Source organism: Ferrimonas sp. YIN67, assembly GCF_057219095.1.
On the sequence record NZ_JBXVVJ010000010.1, the window covers coordinates 164,141 to 182,831 of the forward strand.

General features: G+C 59.3%; 15 protein-coding genes and 1 pseudogene. 7 read left to right on the forward strand and 9 right to left on the reverse strand.

All coding sequences use genetic code 11. The features are described 5' to 3' along the window. Window positions 1-67 precede the first annotated feature (67 nt). From AC2D8U_RS18615 to AC2D8U_RS18630, 4 genes are all read left to right on the forward strand, one after another. Window positions 68-1,840 carry an autotransporter assembly complex protein TamA gene (locus AC2D8U_RS18615; protein WP_484620579.1) on the forward strand — a complete coding sequence of 591 codons (1,773 nt, stop codon included), beginning with the start codon at window positions 68-70 and terminating at the stop codon, window positions 1,838-1,840. Beyond that, window positions 1,837-5,571, forward strand: coding sequence for an autotransporter assembly complex protein TamB (gene tamB / locus AC2D8U_RS18620; protein WP_484620580.1), 3,735 nt, complete (start codon window positions 1,837-1,839; stop codon window positions 5,569-5,571). Before AC2D8U_RS18615 ends, tamB begins: the two co-directional genes overlap by 4 nt. Window positions 5,572-5,648: 77 nt before the next feature. Then, the gene (locus tag AC2D8U_RS18625; RefSeq protein ID WP_484620581.1) at window positions 5,649-6,380 is read left to right on the forward strand and encodes an acyltransferase; all 732 of its coding nucleotides are present in this window, start codon (window positions 5,649-5,651) and stop codon (window positions 6,378-6,380) included. Continuing rightward, a complete protein-coding gene (locus tag AC2D8U_RS18630; protein WP_484620582.1) occupies window positions 6,377-7,654 on the forward strand; it encodes a glycosyltransferase in 1,278 nt (425 codons plus the stop codon). Before AC2D8U_RS18625 ends, AC2D8U_RS18630 begins: the two co-directional genes overlap by 4 nt. Before the next feature lie 300 nt (window positions 7,655-7,954). On the opposite strand, the gene AC2D8U_RS18635 is transcribed toward AC2D8U_RS18630, so the two are convergent. Continuing rightward, window positions 7,955-8,329 carry a hypothetical protein gene (locus AC2D8U_RS18635; protein WP_484620583.1) on the reverse strand — a complete coding sequence of 125 codons (375 nt, stop codon included), beginning with the start codon at window positions 8,327-8,329 and terminating at the stop codon, window positions 7,955-7,957. A gap of 230 nt (window positions 8,330-8,559) precedes the next feature. Between AC2D8U_RS18635 and AC2D8U_RS18640 the strand changes: the two genes are divergently transcribed. Continuing rightward, window positions 8,560-9,162, forward strand: a complete 603-nt coding sequence (locus AC2D8U_RS18640; protein WP_484620584.1) for a UPF0149 family protein — start codon at window positions 8,560-8,562, stop codon at window positions 9,160-9,162. 272 nt (window positions 9,163-9,434) lie between these two features. On the opposite strand, the pseudogene rplY reads toward AC2D8U_RS18640, so the two are convergent. The 7 genes and pseudogenes from rplY to bioB form a co-directional block, all read right to left on the reverse strand. After that, window positions 9,435-9,719: pseudogene (gene rplY / locus AC2D8U_RS18645) on the reverse strand (50S ribosomal protein L25); the annotation flags it as partial. Between the two features lie 217 nt (window positions 9,720-9,936). After that, entirely contained in the window at window positions 9,937-10,479 is a 543-nt protein-coding gene (gene mepK / locus AC2D8U_RS18650) for a peptidoglycan L,D-endopeptidase MepK (RefSeq protein WP_484620585.1), read from the reverse strand. A gap of 145 nt (window positions 10,480-10,624) precedes the next feature. Beyond that, window positions 10,625-12,091: a L,D-transpeptidase family protein gene (locus AC2D8U_RS18655; RefSeq protein WP_484620586.1), complete on the reverse strand. Its 1,467-nt coding sequence runs from the start codon at window positions 12,089-12,091 to the stop codon at window positions 10,625-10,627. 224 nt (window positions 12,092-12,315) lie between these two features. After that, window positions 12,316-12,996: a dethiobiotin synthase gene (bioD, locus tag AC2D8U_RS18660; RefSeq protein ID WP_484620598.1), complete on the reverse strand. Its 681-nt coding sequence runs from the start codon at window positions 12,994-12,996 to the stop codon at window positions 12,316-12,318. Beyond that, window positions 12,996-13,763: a methyltransferase domain-containing protein gene (locus tag AC2D8U_RS18665; RefSeq protein WP_484620587.1), complete on the reverse strand. Its 768-nt coding sequence runs from the start codon at window positions 13,761-13,763 to the stop codon at window positions 12,996-12,998. Before AC2D8U_RS18665 ends, bioD begins: the two co-directional genes overlap by 1 nt. Beyond that, window positions 13,760-14,881 carry an aminotransferase class I/II-fold pyridoxal phosphate-dependent enzyme gene (locus AC2D8U_RS18670; RefSeq protein ID WP_484620588.1) on the reverse strand — a complete coding sequence of 374 codons (1,122 nt, stop codon included), beginning with the start codon at window positions 14,879-14,881 and terminating at the stop codon, window positions 13,760-13,762. The genes AC2D8U_RS18665 and AC2D8U_RS18670 overlap by 4 nt, the downstream gene beginning before the upstream one ends. Continuing rightward, window positions 14,868-15,905 (reverse strand): biotin synthase BioB, encoded by a 1,038-nt coding sequence (gene bioB, locus AC2D8U_RS18675; protein WP_484620589.1) that lies wholly within the window; start codon window positions 15,903-15,905, stop codon window positions 14,868-14,870. Before bioB ends, AC2D8U_RS18670 begins: the two co-directional genes overlap by 14 nt. Window positions 15,906-16,011: 106 nt before the next feature. Between bioB and bioA the strand changes: the two genes are divergently transcribed. Next, the gene (bioA, locus tag AC2D8U_RS18680; protein ID WP_484620590.1) at window positions 16,012-17,310 is read left to right on the forward strand and encodes an adenosylmethionine--8-amino-7-oxononanoate transaminase; all 1,299 of its coding nucleotides are present in this window, start codon (window positions 16,012-16,014) and stop codon (window positions 17,308-17,310) included. On the opposite strand, the gene cobB is transcribed toward bioA, so the two are convergent. Beyond that, entirely contained in the window at window positions 17,292-18,008 is a 717-nt protein-coding gene (gene cobB, locus AC2D8U_RS18685; RefSeq protein WP_484620591.1) for a Sir2 family NAD+-dependent deacetylase, read from the reverse strand. The two genes, bioA and cobB, sit on opposite strands and share 19 nt — an antisense overlap. A 158-nt stretch (window positions 18,009-18,166) precedes the next feature. Between cobB and fur the strand changes: the two genes are divergently transcribed. Continuing rightward, window positions 18,167-18,595 (forward strand): ferric iron uptake transcriptional regulator, encoded by a 429-nt coding sequence (gene fur, locus AC2D8U_RS18690; RefSeq protein WP_484620592.1) that lies wholly within the window; start codon window positions 18,167-18,169, stop codon window positions 18,593-18,595. Window positions 18,596-18,691 lie beyond the last annotated feature (96 nt).

Consider the following 18,691-nt stretch of genomic DNA (forward strand, 5'->3'; position numbering starts at 1 on the left):
GCCGACAGGAGTCGCTTTGCTGCGCGCGTTGCTTATTCTGCTAACCGTTTTTGCCAGCAGCAACCTAATGGCAAAAGCACCCTCCAACGAGCTCACCGGCCCCCGTCCCTCCAAGACTCGGCTGGGGACCCAGTATGATCCCGGCGGCGGACTCAAACTAACGCTCAAGGGGGTCAAGGGTGCACTGGCAAACAACATCAAGGGTCATCTCTCTCCCCTGCCCAAGAGCGCCGCCGAGCGCGCCAGTTTCCTGTTCAGTTATGAACAGAAAGCCCAGGAAGCGATGCAGGCCATGGGCTATTACCAGGCACAGATCACCCCAACGCTGGTCCGTGCGCAGAAAGACTGGCACCTCACCCTGACCATCTCACCGGGCGAAGCGGTCCGGCTCGAACATGTACTGCTCTTACTTGAAGGGGATGCACGCAACGATGCAGCGTTTATCGAGAAACTGGACGAGGCGCCTTTCAAGCCCGGTGACGTTTTGCATCATGGTCGTTACGAGCGTTTCAAAGCCGATCTTATCTCGTTGGGACTGGTACGTGGCTATTTCGATGGGGCAATGCGAGTGCAGCGATTGGAGATCGATCGAGACCGCAATCGCGCCGATCTGATCTTGCTGTATGACAGCGGTCGACGCTACCGACTGGGCGAAGTCAACTTCTGGGCCTCGGAGCTCAACCCGGACATTTTGCAAAAACTGGTCCCCTTTAAGCCCGGTACCCCCTATCACAGCGTCGAGATCGGCAAGCTCACCAACAGCCTGTTCAGCTCAGGCTATTTTAAGGACGTCAAGGTACTGCCTCACCCCAAGGAGGCCGAGGATGGGCTGATCCCGGTCGAAGCCGGCTTGTCGCCCCCGCCCCGCCACTCCATTGAGGTCGGCGTCGGCTATGCCACTGACACTCGAGCCCGTCTCTCAACCACCTGGCGTACTCCGGTCGTCAACCGGTACGGCCACAGCCAGGAGACCAAGGCAGAGCTTTCCGAGCTGAATCCCAAACTCAGTTTCGAATACCGGATCCCCCTGGATCACCCTCTTAACGATCAACTGCAACTCAGGGCCAGTGTCGGTAAAGAGAAGTATGGCGACATCGACAGCACCCAGTACCAGGGGACCATCGGCCGCCGAACCGTGACCAATTCGGGCTGGGTGCGTACCTTCTATCTGCGTTATCTCAATGAGAACTGGCGCCAGTCCACCTTGGACTCCCAGGCCAGTTACCTGCTTCCAGGGATCAGCTTTCTGCGCACCCGGCGCTCAGGGCCTCAGTTGGATCCCAGCCGAGGTTTTCGCCAACACTACCGCTTGGAGCATGGCGAACCTGGTGTGATCGCCAGCCAGAGGATCACCCGATTTCAGGGTCAGTTGCGTTGGGTCACCACCCCCTGGCCTCGCCACCGGCTCAGCTCTCGCCTCGATATCGGAACCAATATGGTCAACGACGATTCCTTGCTGGAGCTGGCGCCCTCCCTGCGCTTTTTCGCGGGGGGGGATCAATCGATCCGAGGATTTCGCTATCAGTCCCTGGGCCCTAAAGTGGTGATCGATGAGGACGCCGAATCACCAACCACCATCAATGCCGGCGGTCGCTACCTGCTGGTGGGCAGTCTGGAGTACCAGTATTACGTCAAAGACAAGTGGCGACTCGCTACCTTTATCGACGCCGGTAACGCCTTTGATACCTACGACTCCGAGGCCTTCAGTATCGTGACCTCGGTCGGCGGTGGCATACACTGGATCTCACCCGTGGGACCCATTCGTCTGGATCTCGGATTTGGGATCAGTGAACCCGATACCCCATGGCGGCTGCACATCACCATAGGGGCGGAGTTATGACCAGGACAAAGAGGCTGAGACAGATCCTGCGATGGCTACTGGCCCTGCCCCTGATGCTGTTGATGCTCTTCGCCCTGCTGGTAGGCACCGCACCGGGCAGTGCCGTGCTGGTGACTGCACTGGATGCCTTGGTGCCCGGCCTTTCCCTGCGCTATCAAAGCGGCAGCCTCAATCGCGATCTGGCCCTTTCCCACTTTGTGCTGGAGCTGGACTCGGTTCGCGTTGAAGTGAAAGACGTCGCCGTTCAGTGGCGTCTGCACTGCCTGACGACACAAAGGATCTGTGCCGACAAGGTTCGCGCGGCCAAGGTCAAGGTGGAGGTGGATCTGGATCTGGATGACGAACAGACGCCGTCCACCCTCTCGTCTGAAGTTGTGGATCCTTCCGGTTACAGCGGGATCCATCTGCCGCTGCGCATCGATGTGGCACAGGCGGATCTGAGCCAGATCCGGGTCCGGGTCGACGATATGCAGTTTAATGCCGAACAGCTTAGCGGCCAGGTTGCCCTCGACAACATCCTGCTGGCCCTGACCGACGCTCGGCTCGATGGTGCCGAGATCCGTATTCCCCTGGCGGAAGGTGATCCCGAGGACGACACCTGGCCCCTGGCCCAGTTGCCCGAAGTCCCCCTGCCCTTCGAGATCCGCCTGCACGGCACCGAGATCCGTGATAGCCGAGTCTGGATCGGTGACCAGTTTCACCACATCCACCACCTCAACACACGAGGGCGTTGGCATCATACCCTCCTGACACTGGCCGATTTCACGCTGGAGCACAACTGGGGAGAGGCTCAGGGAAACATCAGCCTGGACTTCCGCGACAACTATCCGCTGGAGGCGCGCCTGGTGGGTCGTCTTACCGGCCTCCCCTGGCTGCCGCAGCTGACCGACCAAGCCTTCCAAAGCCAGATCAGCGGGGATCTCCAACGCTTACATTTTTCCCTGCACAGTGACAGTGGCTTGGCTGGCGATACGACGGGGTGGCTCTCCCTCACCTCATCCAGCCTGCCATTTGAACTCTCCCTGTCCGGTCACGCTCTGCAATGGCCCCTGACGGGAGACCCCACATGGCTTGCCCAGGAAGTAAGCCTGGTCGCCACTGGCGATCTGGACGCACAGAGTTTCACCCTGGAGGGAAGACTGCAAAGCGGCCCCCTCCCGCCCATCGATATGGCCCTGCGGGGGAAGCATGCCGACCAGATTGTTACCTTACACCGCGCTCAACTCGACAGCGAGATGGGTCATGCCTGGCTCAAAGGTAACCTCGACTATGCCCAGGGACTGCGCTGGCAGGCTTGGCTAAGCGCCCAGGAACTGGATCTGAGCCAGTACCTCCCTAAGCTAAGCCCGAAGCTCAACGGCCGATTACACAGCCGTGGCCACTGGCAAGATCAAGGCTGGGAGATTGCTCTGCAAGACGCCGATCTGGACGGTCAGCTGTTGGGGTACCCGTTGCGCCTCCAGGGCAGTGGCGAGTTGGATTCACAGTGGCGAGGCTACGCCGAACAGATCAATCTCTCCTTCAACGATACTGACTTGACGCTAAATGGGGGGTTGGATCAGGGACAATGGCAGGTCGAAGGTCAACTGATCGGAAGCGATCTCAGTCGCTGGGAGCCCAACCTGGCCGGTGATCTTGAACTGACATTATCGGTTGAGGGAGACGCGCAGGCGCCCCGACTGAAACTCAGTGGCCGAAGCACGACACTGAGCTGGCAAACGGCACACTTCGAGGAGATTGCCCTTCAGGCGAACTATCGACCCCGTCAGAAGCATGAGTTTTCCCTGAGTGTCAGCAGCCAGAGTAACCAATATGGAGAAACCCAGCTCGGGGCACTGTCACTAACGGCTGACGGCGGGGATCTCCAGCAAAAGGCCCAACTGAGGCTTGATGGCGAGGTGCCCGTCAGGCTCGCCTTTGCGGGGCAGTGGCAGGAGGAACCGGCCCTGTGGCTGGGCCAGTGGACTCAAGGGGTGATCTCGGTCAGGGATTGGCCCTGGCGCATGAGTCAGGGCGCCACCCTGCGCCTCGATCCCACCGCGCGCAATCTGGTGATCGGCCAGCATTGCTGGCAAGCCCGAGGAAGTGATCTGTGTCTGACCGGACCGGCCCTGATCGGAGAGCGTGGTGCCCTGGCGGCCACAGTGCAAGCGGATGCAGCGATGATGCTTGAGCCCTGGCTCCCCTCGCGCCTGAAACCACACTCTGCCCTTGAGGGCAGTGCCAGCGTCAGTTGGCAGCCCGGACAATTACCCCGTCTGTTATTGGACTTGAGTACCGAAAAGGGGCAAGTGCAACTGGATCAGGGGGACGGCCTCCCCCCGAGCCTGCTGACCTGGCAACGCCTCGACACCCATCTGCAGCTCGACCCTTCCGGCGTCAGCCTGCAGGCTCAGGCCGATGTCGACCAGGCTCGCAGCCTGGATCTCACGATTAACCTGGGCAGTGAGGCCCCCTATACACTCAGTGGCAGCCTGCAGAGCCAATCGCTGGACCTGGCTCCCTACCTGGCCTGGTTTGACAGCCTGGCGGTGGCCGAAGCCAAGCTCGATGGCCAGCTTGCCTTTTCCGGCTCCCTCCAGGCTCCCTTGCTTCATGGCCAGCTCGCCATTCGGGAAGGGCAACTGCGCTCGATTCGAAATCCTACGACATTGGACGCCGCCTCGATAACAGCCCAGTTTGTTGGCGATCACGCCCAGCTGTCAGGCCTCGCCCGTATGGGGGAAGGAGAAGCGAAGCTGACCGGAACGCTAGCCTGGCAACAGGGGCTGTCGGCAGAGTTACAACTGCAGGGTGAACGCCTGAGCGTGCTCTATCCCCCCCTGCTGGTACTGGAAGCCAGTCCAGATCTCACCCTTGCCCTGACCCCCCAACAGATCCAGCTCACGGGGGATCTGCGCCTGACCCAAGGCAGCCTCATCCTAGAGAGCCTGCCGGAAGGGACAGTTCAGATCAGCGATGATGTGGTGTTTGTCGACGGTCGAGTCGATAGCCAAAGCCCGTTAAGTACCCGCACTGCGATGGATCTTCGCTTGCTGATAGACAACAACATTCAGATCAGTGCGCTGGGGGTGACCGGTACGCTTGGCGGGGATCTGACGTTGCGTCAACGTCCGGGCCAACCCCTGCAGGCCTTTGGCGAATTAGCCCTGGAGAAGGGGCGCTTCCGGGCATTTGGCCAACGACTCGCCATCGAGCGAGGACAGGTCAGTTTCAATGGCCCTCCCACCCTGCCCAATCTTGACGTCGAGGCTTCAAGGACAATTGATGTGGATGATGTGACTGCGGGAGTGCGGATCACAGGTACGCCTGCGACCCCGCAGTTAACCCTGTTCTCCTCCCCGGCCATGGAGCAACAGGAGATCCTCTCCTACCTGACCCGGGGACAGGGGCTCAACGCCTCCGACGGTGGGAGCTCCCTGTTTGCCTCGGCGGCAGTCAGCCTGGGTGTTGGGACCACGGGGGGCTTGGTCACCACCCTTGGGGAGGGGCTGGGGTTTCGGGATGTCTCTCTGGATGCAGAAGGCAGTGGTGAGGAGACCCAGATCACCATCAGCGGCTATGTCGGTCGCCGGCTGTACATCAAGTACGGGGTTGGCGTGTTTGAGTCCATCAACGAGCTAACCGTGCGCTACGATCTGATGCAACGCCTCTGGCTGGAAGCGGTCAGCGCCATGACCGACGTCGCCGAACAATCACTGGATCTCTATTACTCCTTCGATATCGACTGATCTGGGCGCCCATTTTGGCGCGATTTTCGCAGCGTCCCCTCACTGGCCGGTAATTCCACCAAAGAGAGGACAAGGGCATGACGACATCAACGCTGAAAAAATGGGTAAAACAACGAGATAATCCAATCAGTCAATTCCTGTTTAGCAGCTATAAGTCGCTTCGCAATTTGCAACTGCCACGGCTCCCCTGGCTATTTGGTCCCCTCTACCAGATCCATTTGGCCAGCATCGCACTGCTCCATGGAGTTGGGCAGCAACTCTACTTTCTGCCCCTGTTCAAAACCCGGCTGACCCATGATGCCCCTCGACTGCACCTCTACGGCGGCATGCCTCAGGTGGCTGGCCCTCTCGAACTGACCATCGGCGCCGATTGCCGGATCTGCGGCAAGAGCAGCCTGTTTGGCAGGGCGAGCAGTCATCGGCCTCACCTGATCGTCGGTAATAACTGCGACATAGGTTGGCAATGTACCATCTCGGTGGGTCACCGCGTATACCTGGGCAACAACGTCCGCCTGGCAGGAGGGTGTCAGCTCGCCGGATTCCCCGGCCATCCCCTGGGGGCCAGGGCCCGGGCGGATGGCGCACCTGAACTGGATGAACAGTGTGGTGACATCGTGCTCGAGCCAGACGTATGGTTGTGCAGCCGGGTCTTTGTCGGCGCCGGTGTCACCATAGGTCGTGGCACCGTGGTCGCTGCGGGCAGCGTAGTCACATCCGATCTCCCCGCCAATGTGCTGGCGGGCGGTGTCCCGGCAAAGGTGATCCGTCCCCTAAGCCCAGCTCAGCACAGCCTGGAGGAGACAATATGAATCTGCTCACCTTGGCCTATTACTATCCTCCCCACACCAGTGTCGGAACCCTGCGGACTCAGAGGTTTCTCAGCCATATGCACGCCCGTGGACACCAATGCCGGGTGATCAGCAGCGTTGCCGGAGACAGCCCGTTTCATCCCGGTAACGGCCGGATCCCGGACTCCCTGCGCCCGATCCCCTGCGATAGGATCAGCCCCCTGCCGATAGCTCCCCTTTGGCAGTGGCCAACCGCCTTGATTCGACGGGGCCGCAAGGCTCTGGGGCTGACAGAAAAAACAGACTTCGAGATCGCGCGCCGATTCTGGTTTCTCGATCTTGAGTGGGGCTGGATCTGGCCAGCTTACCGGGCCGCCTGCAAGCAGATCCATCAGCAACGTCCGGACTGCCTCTACGTCTCCTGTCCCCCCTTTAGCGCCGCCGTCGTTGGCATGATGCTCAAACGCCGTTTCAACCTGCCCCTGGTTCTGGACTTTCGTGATGGCTGGGGGGGCTCCGGTTATCATGGGATTGGCGCCGATCACCACTGGGAGCATCGACTGGTCACCATGGCAGATGCACTGATCGTCACCTCTCCCAGCGATCAGGCCTACTACCGCCAGCTCACGCCCACTCCGGTTAGCCTGCTCCCCAACGGCTTCGACGCCCCCTTCGATCGCCTTCACCCTGGTCCCGCTCACGATCCCTGCCTTCACATCACCTATCTGGGCGGTTGGGATGGTTTTCGCCGCTCTCCCGAAGCCCTGCTCAAAGCCCTATCTCGGCTTGCGCATCCCTGGCACTTCCACTGTGCCGGCAGCGGTAATGCCATCGTCAGCCATTGGGCACGCACTCTGGGCATTCAGAAAAACATCACTTGCTACTCCAGCCAGCCCAAGGAGGAGTTAGGGCGCCTCTTGGCTCAAACCGATCTCTTGTTCATCAATAAGGGGGAGCCGGATCCCGGCACCCGGGATACCCACATCGCCGCCAAACTGATCGACTATCTGGCCTGTGGCAAACCCATTCTGGCCCAATTGCCCGAAGGCGACAGCCTGGATCTGTTGCGGCAGTACGGCCGGCAATATGAAGTCGCCAACACCCCAGAGCAATGGCAGGAGAGTCTGACACGCCTGGTCCGAGCCAAGGCTCGGGGGGATCTTGACAGCCAAACACCGCATCCCGGGTTCTCAACGTCATTCCACCCTCAGGTGCTAGCTCAGCAGTTCGAACGCCTGCTGATGGAACTCCCCGGTTCACTGCAGGGAAGAGGGTGCATTAAGCACCTGGCATAGAGTTGACCGGCCGATGACAGTGACAACCCCCCAAGGCGGGATCGATCGTCGGATCCCCCCAGGCAACGGGGCTCAACCTTCGCCAGGCCAAGGCCCCCTTGGGCCACTTCGGATCTGAGCATAGGTGCCAAACGGGAAGTGGATGAGCTAACCCGGGTAAGCCCCAGGGTTTTCTCATCAAGCGTGGCCTGCCTCATCCGTGCAGGAAGTGGCCTAAGAGCCAGAGAAAAAGGTATTTTGATTCAGGTGGGTCCCAGCACATCGCCTTACAAGCCAGACTCTCGCCATAGGGAATACCACTTAATCTTTGTGTTGCCCAGCCCGGCCCACGGTATGGAGACACCATTGAGGCAGGCGCCGGCGCCGGTTCAACACCAAAGCAATCAATGCCCCAGCCATTCCAACCAACAGCCCCACAGTCCCATACCAACCACTTTGGTGGCCCGCTATCACCGCCAGCAATAAAGCCAGCGGCAACAGATCAAAGATGGATCGCTGACGATACAGCCACTCATGCCGAAACAAACGCTCTTTATGCTCCGGCGCCGGATAGAGGGTTTGACCACAGGCTGCACAAGGCCAGCATCCGTGCTTGAGCAGCGGAAAGAAGGTCTCAGGCGTCAGGGCTTCAACATGATCACAATGACAGCAATGATAACTGATCCCAGGTTGCATCTTGTCCTCCATCCAACCCGTTCGGCAAGCTCCCAGGGCCGATACGGGAGACCAATCAAGATCTTGAATAAACTAGATTCTCGTTCATAGAACGGGCACAGGGCCAGGGCCTGGTTTTCATCCATTGCCCGCCTGGATGGGATCCAGCACACACTTCTTCGCCCATCACACTGGATTTTAGCGACAAACATGCCAATCTAGCGCCATACACTTCCTTTGCCAGGGCCTTCATGAAAACAAAGCTCAACAAACACGATGAGAAGCGCCTCGGTGCGATCTTACAAGAGTGCGCCTCTCAGGGCGGTATGAATCTGGAGCAGGCCAAGGGCTTCCTCGCACACCTGCACTGCCATCCCAGGACACTGGATCCTGCGATCTGGAGCAGTGCCATCGCGGGTACAGAGCCGGAAAAAGATTACTGGCCGTTTGAAGAGGACACCATGGATCTGATGTTCGTGCTCTATAACCAGATCCACGAAGAGGTCATTGGCAAAGCACGGCCCATACCGACCCTGATGCAGGAACAGCTCGAAGCCCTGCGACAAAGAGAGATCCGCCAGCCTCTGCGCCACTGGCTGGCTGGCTACTATCAGGGTTATCTGTTCCTCAAGGAAGCCTGGCAGGAACTGCTGAGTGAAGAGCAGTTGGATGAACTGGCCTCCTGCGCCGATCTTCTCGGATACGTGGCGACTCTCGGATCCGAAGAGCCCCATGCGCTGCTATGGCGTAACGGCGGAGAGCCCGCGCCGCAAACCCTGATCGAAGCGGTTAATGAAGCCTTGATGCACGCTCGAAGCTGGCATGAGATCAACGACGATAGCGTTCGCCACTAAGTCCCTCGCCTTTATCCGTCGAGATACGCTTATCCACTCGATAAGGTGTGAGTTGGAATAGAGGTATGAAAGATCCCCTGGGTGTAACCCTGCCCAGGGCCTTGATGGCTCCATACGAGAAAAGCCCGGCCGATCTCCTGTTGCTTCAACAACCCTTTCTTTGAAAAGTATCTTATCTGTACTGGTCTCGATATTCCGCTTCCCAAACGGACGAACTGTCATACCAAAAAGGGCACCCCTCGGGGTGCCCTTTTCTGTACAGCTTGCGATTAAACGCGTACGAAGTCTACGTGAGTAACCTTCGGCTTGTACGGGTGACGCTGCATGGCTTGCGCCTTTACTTTCTCTTCTTTACCGTCAACCACCAGGGTCAGCTCGGTGTTGTAGAAAGCCTCTTCGTCCTGAGCGTGCAGAACTTTGTCGTGATCCAGCTCGATGGAAACTGGAGCAGCTTCGCCACCGTAGATGATGGCTGGGATCAGACCAGCGTGACGCAGGCGGCGGCTCGCACCTTTCCCCGCATCGGTGCGGACTTTAGCTTGAAGAACAATAGACATGGTAAAAACCTCAAAATCATAAAAAAGTACGGGCCTTTGCGACCAAGGCCCGTAGCTTGCTTCGAAAAAAGCTGGAGGAGTCTACCATAAGGTCCCAGCACCAACAAGCGACTTACTGCCGCCCTTTTCATCCTCTGAGAACCCGCGCACCGGTCGGCATCGCCCTGTTGTATTTAATGACCTTTGACGCCTGACGAGACGGTGCTTGTTTAAGCGCTTACCAACGCCGAACCGGCCCGGTGTCGACATGGACAAAGCCGGATTTTGGATAATAACCCACACCGCCCAATCCCAACTGAACCGCTGCGCTGCGAACCCTTTCCAATTCGATCCCAGGCATCGCCAGATCGATGGCCTGCGCCTTGGTATGGAAACTCTGTTTCGCCACGCCACCGGAGCGGGATGCCAGCATCTCATTCGTTTTCATACTGCGAAAGCCTGAGATCACATGAATATCCCCCCTGTAATCCAGGGCATTACTCAAGCGATAAACCAGCTGGTACAGGCTGCGATCCATCTGCGCAACCTCATTGGCACGGTGATCTCGCAATACCGTGTCCAGCAAGGAAACACCATCGGCAATAAAGTCCCCCTGCTGCCAGAACTCGGTGCTGGCACGCTCACCGGTATGACGGTTATAGAAGCTCAAGGTTTTTGGTACCCCGGTGCTGGCCAGGCCAAGCCCGGGCACGGTAGCCAAGGCTAAAGACGCAGCTGAGAGCCCAAGAAAGCGACGTCGCTGTCGGCAAACGTTAGTCATAATGCGATCCCAAAAGGTAAATGTCGGATGTGAACGCGCGTCACAATGCGAATCAACCTACTGGTTATTAATTGACCAGGCAAGCCCCAGCAAACCGCTCAAACACGGCATAGCCCAAGATGGGCTCATAAAAAACAATCAGTTCTTAGAGGTCAAAGCGAGCAACCGGGCTGGCCGATTTGTGAACGGGATCACCTTCCCAGCCGTAGATGTCCAATCGAAATTGAGGCTGTCCCTGTTCGATCCAGGCAGGCCAGTAGACCAGATACACAGGTAATGGCTGGGTCAGTGCGATCCATTTCGGTTGCCATACCGCCTGCCAGCGTGCGATGCGATCTGGGGCCGTACCATTGCGCTGCAACAACTGATGCGCAAACTCATCCGCCCCTTCCACTCGAACACAGCCCGAGGAGTAGGCCCGAGTGACATGGTCAAACAGCCGCTGACCCGGTGTATCGTGCAGATAGATGGCCCGGTTGTTCGCCAGATAAAACTTAAAGCGGCCCAAAGCATTGAATGAGCCTGGCTTCTGCCTCAAGCGATAGGGAAAACCTTGTCTCGCCAGCGCCATCAACTCCTCGGCTGGCAATTCAATCACTTGCTCATCGGCACCAATCACCTCGTAGTGATTGTCTTTCACATAGTGCCCATCCTGAGCGATCCTCGGCAGCAGATCCTTGAACAAGATGGAACGAGGCACATTCCAATCCGGGTTTATCACCACATGCCTCAGCTCCGTGTGCATGGTCGGGGTTGGCCTGCTGGGCATGCCCACCACAACCCGGGCTTCGAAGCGCTGCCGTCCCTGCTCAACCCATTGTGCCGAATAATCCGGAATATTGACCTTCAAATAGTCATGCTGAAAATAGTGGCGATCATGGGTCTGTCGCAGCAAAGAACGCGCCAGGAGTCGACCCCGCTCCTCATGGGGCAGATAGAGCCAATAACGGGTCTTGCGGCCGATCACACCATCCGGTGCCAGGCCATGCTGGCGCTGGAATGCCAGCAAAGCCCGACGCAGTGTCTCATCATAGACCTGGCTTGTTGAATCCTCCGGTAGGAGCTTCAGTTGATGCAGCCGCTGACGGATGTGTGCCACTTCGGCATGTCGCTCCCCGGGACGCAATAAATCGGATCGCACGGGCAATGAAGGAGTCTGGCCAGACAGGTAGCGATAGTAGGCAATCCAGTTTCGTCCAGCCAGGTAGTCATCGAGTTCAGGCTCTAGGGTCAGTACCAGCTCGTAGAGCGTGCCCTCATGTGCCGCCCTTGCCAGCTTACCGGTCAAACCCGGACGGGGAGACAGGAGAAAGGGGTCGGACAGGGGCAAAGAGCCCGCAGGCCTCAACAAAAACTCCTGCCAGAACGCATCGATCAGAATAAACGCCTCACTGTAGAGGGCACTGTGTCGGGATTCGGATTGAGCCCCCTCCAGTTTGGTCAGCAGGCTCGAAAACCTGGGATCGACCCGGGCAGCGGCAAACACCTCAAGCTGCCCCCGGATCTCCGCGGCCGCATCCCGTTGAGACTCGGTCGCGAACCAGATAGGCGGCGATGCAGCAAGAGCGGCAACGCTGAAAAGCCAGCCACAAAACAACAGCAAAAAACGCATTCCACCCGGCCTCGACGACAAATTCGATTTTATTATGGCTAATCTGCCTCCGCTTAAGCGACCAAAAACCGATTTAACTGAGGCTGAACAACACTTTTCTTAGGTTACCTATCCTATTAGACCCCTTTAAAGCACACTTTCTTCGATCATGAACAAGATCCCGCCCCTAACAGGCGAGGGTCATGGCCCCTCGCTCGCAAGCCGTTGGCTTCCGCGCAGGCCGGTTAGCGGCTAAGCAGACGCTGCGACGCAGCCAATAAAAAGTCGCCCGCACCTGGGTGCTCACCGCTAAGGTGGGGCACTTCCCCGAGCAAGGGTGCTTCCAGCATCGACACCAGGCTGGCCAGATTTTCCTCATAGCAGGCCATCTGCGGGCTCACTCGGTTGGCGATCCAACCCGCCAGCGTCAGGCCATCGGCGCGGATCGCCTCGGCGGTCAGCAGTGCATGGTTCAGACAACCCAGCTTCATCCCCACCACCAGGATCACCGGCCACCCCTCTTGCTGTACCCAATGGGGTAGGCGCTCGGTGTCACTCAATGGCAGTCGCCAGCCGCCGGCCCCTTCGACGATGCAGAGATCCGCCTGGTTCATGGCATCCCGGGGCATCGCCTGGTGCAGATCATGGATCGACAGACGCAGTCCGGCACGACGGGCCGCGATGTGCGGGGCAATGGGCTCGGCCAGAGCCACCGGATTGATCCGGCCATAGGGCAGATCTATGCTGCTGGCCTGCATCAGTGCCAGGGCATCGCCGTTGCGCAGCCCGTCTGCAGTGGCTTCACAACCTGCGGCTATCGGCTTGAGTCCCAGGGTTGCCGCGCCCTGACGCCCGGCCGCATCGAGCAAGCCGGCGCTGATCACCGTCTTACCGACGTCGGTATCGGTACCGGTCAGAAAATAGATCATCGTTTCTCCTTGTCTGTGGCGATCGCCCGCACCAGGCCGACTCGCCAGCTCAGGGGCAGCCCCAGTTCGGTTCGATGCTGCTCCAAATCCTCCTGTACGCCCTGCCACCAACCCCGCCCCTTCAATCCCGGGGAGCGGCTGCCATGCAGTTGAGCACCGGTCGCCTTGAAGTGCCCCAGCAGCGCACGGGCCGTGGGGAAGTAGCAGGTGTGGCAGAGAAACTCGGTTTCTACCTGGGCAAAACCGCTGTCCTGGAGCAGCTTACCCAGACGGTCGAGTTCATCAAAGGCATGGCAGCCGAGCAAACCACCCTCCACCAAGGCGGTCAGTTCGGGAAAACAGCCTGCCACAGGCAGGCTAAACAGCAGCGGCGCTCCCGGTTTGGCGATGCGGTTCAACTCGGTAAACAGGCCGGGCAGATCCCGGCTCCACTGCAGCGACATATTGGCCGCCAAGGCATCGATGCTGTTGCTGGCCAGGGGCAGCTGATGAAGATCGGCGCACAGGGCCGAATCGATCCGCCCCAGGGTGCGCCCCTGTTGCAGCATGGGTAGGGCCAGATCCAGGGCGATAACGTGCCGTGCCGGCAACTGCCCAGTGACGAAGCCCGTGCCCGCCCCCAGATCCAGATAGAGGGGGGCTGCCGGAGCCAGCTCCAACAGACGTTGCCCTACCAGCTGCTGCAGCTGGGCCTGACTGTCATAGCTGTGGGCCGCGCCGCCAAAACAGCGGGCCACCTCGGTCGATTGCCATCCACGGGTCATCGGCACGCCTCCAGGGTAGCCAACAGCCTGTCCACATCCGCCTCGGTATGCCCGGCATTGAGCACCAGGCGCAAGCGGGCCTGCCCCTTGGGCACGGTCGGCGGCCGGATCGCCGGGCACCAGATCCCTTTGGCCCGCAGCCCCTCGGCCAGTTGCAGGGCGGCACCACTGTCTCCGATCACCAGTGGCTGGATCGGAGTCTGCGAGTCCAGCAGTTGCCACCCCTGGGCCAAAGCGCCCTGGCGAAAGCGTGCAATCAGTCGGCGCAGGTGGGTCCTGGGAGCGGCTTGCTGCAACACCTGAAGTTGTTCCGTGAGGTGCTGGGCAAGATCCGCTGGCATCGCCGTGGAGTAGATATAGTGGCGACAGGACTGCAGTATTGCCTCGATCAGCACACGGGAGCCCAGCAATGCCGCACCACTGGCCCCCATCGCCTTGCCAAAGGTCAGGGTCAGCAGATCCGGCCGAGCGATCTCACTGGCGCCCAGGCCCCGCTCGCCCAAGATCCCAAAGCCATGGGCATCATCGAGCCAGGAGAGGGCCCCATGCCGACGACACAAGGCGACCAGCTCGGCCATCGGGGCCTGATCACCATCCATGGAAAACACCGACTCGGAGGCCACCAGGGTCGGTGCCTCCTGGCCATCAAGCCAACGTGCCAGGGTGTTCATATCATTGTGGGGAAACCGTCGCAATCCGGCTTCGCTGGCCAATGCGCCATCGATGATGGACGCATGAGCCAGCTTGTCCGCCAGAATACGATCCCCCTTTTGACACAGGGCAAAAGGGGCGGAGTTGGCGGCAAAGCCCGAGCTAAACAGCAGCGCAGCCTCATAACCCGTCGCCTCGCACAGCGCCCGCTCCAGGCCACGGTGTTGCGGCTGATAGCCACTGATCAGCGCCGAGGCCCCGGCACCGCGACGGGGATGTCTCCCGCCATCGGCAAAGGCCAGCCCCAGGTAATCATTACTGGCAAACTGCAGGTAGATCTCTCCCCCGACCCGGATCTCCCGGGGGCTAAGGGGCTCGATACAGTGACGCTGTCGATACAAGCCGGCCTCTTTGCGCTCATCGACCACCTGCCGAGTTCGCTCCCGCCAGATCTTACTGAGCGGCATCGTAAAACAGCTCTTCCTGCTCGGACTTGAGCACAGGTTTAAGGGTCTCCAGATGGGTCGGAGCCGCTGCTTCCGGCGTGATCCCCAGACGGGCAAACAGCGCCATATCGTCATTCTCTTTCGGATTGGCGGTGGTCAGCAGCTTACAACCGTAGAAGATGGAGTTGGCACCGGCAAAGAAGCACATCGCCTGCAACTCATCACTCATCTCCTCTCGACCCGCAGACAAACGCACATGGGAGGCTGGCATCATGATCCGCGCCACGGCAATGGCCCGGACAAACTCGATGGGATCCAGATCGGCCTGCTCGGCCATGGGCGTGCCTGGCACCTTGACCAGCATGTTGATCGGCACGCTTTCCGGGTGTTTTTCGAGATTGGCCAACTGACGCAGCAACTCTGCCCGATCCTTGGCCTGCTCCCCCATGCCCAAAATGCCGCCTGAGCACACCTTCATGCCCGCCTGGCGGACGTGATCTATGGTATTCAGACGATCGTCATAGTTGCGGGTCGAGATGATCTCACCGTAAAACTCCGGAGAGGTGTCCAGGTTGTGGTTGTAGTAATCCAGCCCCGCCTCGGCCAGCGCCTGGGCCTGATCCACCGTCAACATCCCCAGGGTCATGCAGGTCTCCATCCCCATCGCCTTGACCTCGCGCACCATCTTGAGCACATAGGGCATGTCCCGCTCCCGCGGATTGCGCCAGGCCGCCCCCATGCAGAACCGGCTGGCACCGGCCTCCTTGGCCAGCTTGGCTTCCGCCAGCACCTTTTCAACCTCGACCAGCTGCTCCGTTGCCAGCCCGGTATGGTAGCGGGCGCTCTGGGGACAGTATTTGCAATCCTCCGGGCAGGCGCCTGTCTTGATCGACAACAACCGGGAGATCTGCACCTGGTTCGGCGCAAAGTGTTGACGATGGACCGTCTGAGCCTCAAACAACATATCGTTCAGTGGTTTAGCAAACAATGCCTGAACCTGCTCTAGGGTCCAGTCGTGACGTATTAAGGTGTGTGATGCAGCCATGCTAGCCCGTTTCCCGTTAAGAATTTCTGTTGGCTAGGATACGGTCAGGCCTTAGACTGTCAACGCCGACCAGAACACCACCTTGACCAATGGATGAATTTTAACCATGAAGGCCGATCTGCAGTTTGACCGGGACCATCTCTGGCACCCCTACACTTCGACCACCGAGCCCCTGCCCTGTTATCCGGTCGCCGCCGCATCCGGTGTCCACATCGAGCTGGAGGATGGCCGCCGCCTGGTGGACGGCATGAGCAGCTGGTGGAGCGCCATCCATGGCTATCAGCACCCGGCCCTGTCTGATGCCGCCAAGGCACAGATCGATCGCATGAGCCATGTGATGTTTGGCGGCCTGACCCATGGCCCGGCCACCGAGCTGGGCAAGAAACTGCTGGCCATGACCGCACCGGCTCTGGACAAGATCTTCCTCGCCGATTCCGGATCCGTCTCCGTAGAAGTCGCGTTAAAGATGGCGCTGCAATTCCAGCAGGGGATCGGCCAGACCGGTAAAACCCGGATCATGACCATTCGTGGCGGATACCACGGTGACACCTTTGCCGCCATGAGTGTCTGTGATCCCGTCGGCGGCATGCACAGCCTGTTTCACGACATTCTGCCCAAGGCCCACTTCCTGCCAAGGCCGCAAACGGCCCCCGGCGCGCCCCTCCATGAAGACGATGCCAGGGCCCTGGAGCAGGCGATGACCGACTGGGGTGACGACACCGCGGCGCTGATCGTCGAGCCCCTGGTCCAGGGTGCCGGTGGCATGCGCTTCTATGGCGCCAGCTACCTGCAGGCGTTGCGCCAGCATTGTGATCGGAATGGCATCGTTCTGATCTTCGATGAGATCGCCACCGGGTTTGGCCGCACCGGCAAACTGTTTGCCTATGAGCACGCCGACGTCGTACCCGACATCCTCTGCCTGGGCAAAGCACTGACCGGTGGCACCATGACCCTGGCCGCTACCCTGGCCACTGATCGCATCGCCCGTGGGGTTTGCGCCAGCGAAGCCGGGGTCTTTATGCATGGCCCCACCTTTATGGGCAACCCCCTGGCCTGCGCCGTGGCCAATGCCAGCCTGGGCCTACTGCAGAAAGGTCATTGGCAAGGCCAGGTGGCGGCGATCGAGGCACAACTCAACGCCGAGCTTGCCCCCTGCCGTGCCCTGCCCGGTGTGGCCGATGTTCGTGTGTTTGGTGCCATCGGCGTGGTGGAAACTCGAGAGCCGGTGAACAGCGCGGTGATCCAGCGCCAGTTCGTCGAGCAGGGAGTGTGGATCCGCCCCTTTGGCAAGCTGGTTTACATCATGCCGCCCTATGTGATCCCGCCCCAGGCGTTGACCCAGCTGACCGATGCCATCCAAAGCGTGCTGGCGCGTCCGGAGATCTATCAGGACGCGATGGAGTGACCGGCCAAAAGCTGGCTGACCAGCTCAGGGACCAGCTCACCGGCCCGTCCCTGGCGCTGAAAACGAAACTGGCTGTGGACCTCGGACGGCGCCAGGTTGATCTCCAGGGTATCCGCCCCGGCCTGATTGGCCTGCTCGACGAAACCGGCGGCCGGATAGACGGTGCCCGAGGTGCCGATACTGATAAAGAGGTCACACCGCTCCAGCGCCTGGTAGATCCGATCCAGGCCAATGGGCATCTCACCAAACCACACCACATGGGGACGCATCACCGCTGGCGGCTCACAGCAGGTACAAAGGTTGTCGGGCCCGAAGGGCTGATGCAGGGGAAAGATCTGCTGGGTACGAGGGCAGCGTCCCTTGGCCAGTTCACCATGCATATGGAGAACCCGACGGCTGCCGCCCCGCTCATGCAGGTTATCGATATTCTGCGTCACCAACAGCAACTCGCCATCAAACGCCTGCTCCAATTGTCCCAGGGCAAGATGTGCCGGATTAGGCTCTACTCCATCCTTTAACTGCTGCCATCGTAAGTTATAAAACCGATTGACCAAATCGGGATCTCGCCAATAACCTTCCGGGGTTGCCACATCCTCAACCCGGTGCTCCTCCCAGAGCCCATCCTCGGCCCGAAAGGTTTTCAGGCCCGATTCGGCTGAGATCCCTGCACCGGTTAACACCACGATCCGTTGATACATATCGTTCAAACTTCCCTCATAGTGGCTAAATCTTTGTCATTCCTAGTGTATAGAATGAATCCATAGATTAGCTAATGGTTTTAACTTGCGGGGAAGCTCCATATAATGGCGAGAGCATATGCCTGGGTTTGACCGCCCGACAGAATAAAGAGAGCACCATGACTGACGAAAATCAGGCCCTCAAAAAAGCCGGTTTGAAAGTGACCCTGCCACGGGTGAAGATCCTTGAGCTGCTGCAAAACCCTAAGAATCAACATATCAGTGCCGAAGAGCTGTACAAGCTGCTGCTGGAGACCGGTGAAGAGATCGGCCTGGCGACCGTCTACCGGGTTTTGAACCAGTTCGACGATGCCGGCATCGTCTCCCGTCACCACTTCGAGAGCGGCAAGGCCGTATTCGAGCTGGCCAGCCAACACCACCACGACCATCTGGTGTGCCTGGACTGCGGCAAGGTGATTGAATTCAGTGATGACGTGATCGAAAGTCGCCAGCAGGAGATCGCCATCAAGCACAACATCAAGCTGACCAACCACAGCCTCTACCTCTACGGTCACTGCACCAACGACCAGTGTGATCACAACACCTGAGCTGATAGCTGATAGCTGATAGCTGATAGCTGATAGCTGATAGCTGATAGCTGATAGCTGATAGCTGATAGCTGATAGCTGATAGCTGATAGCTGA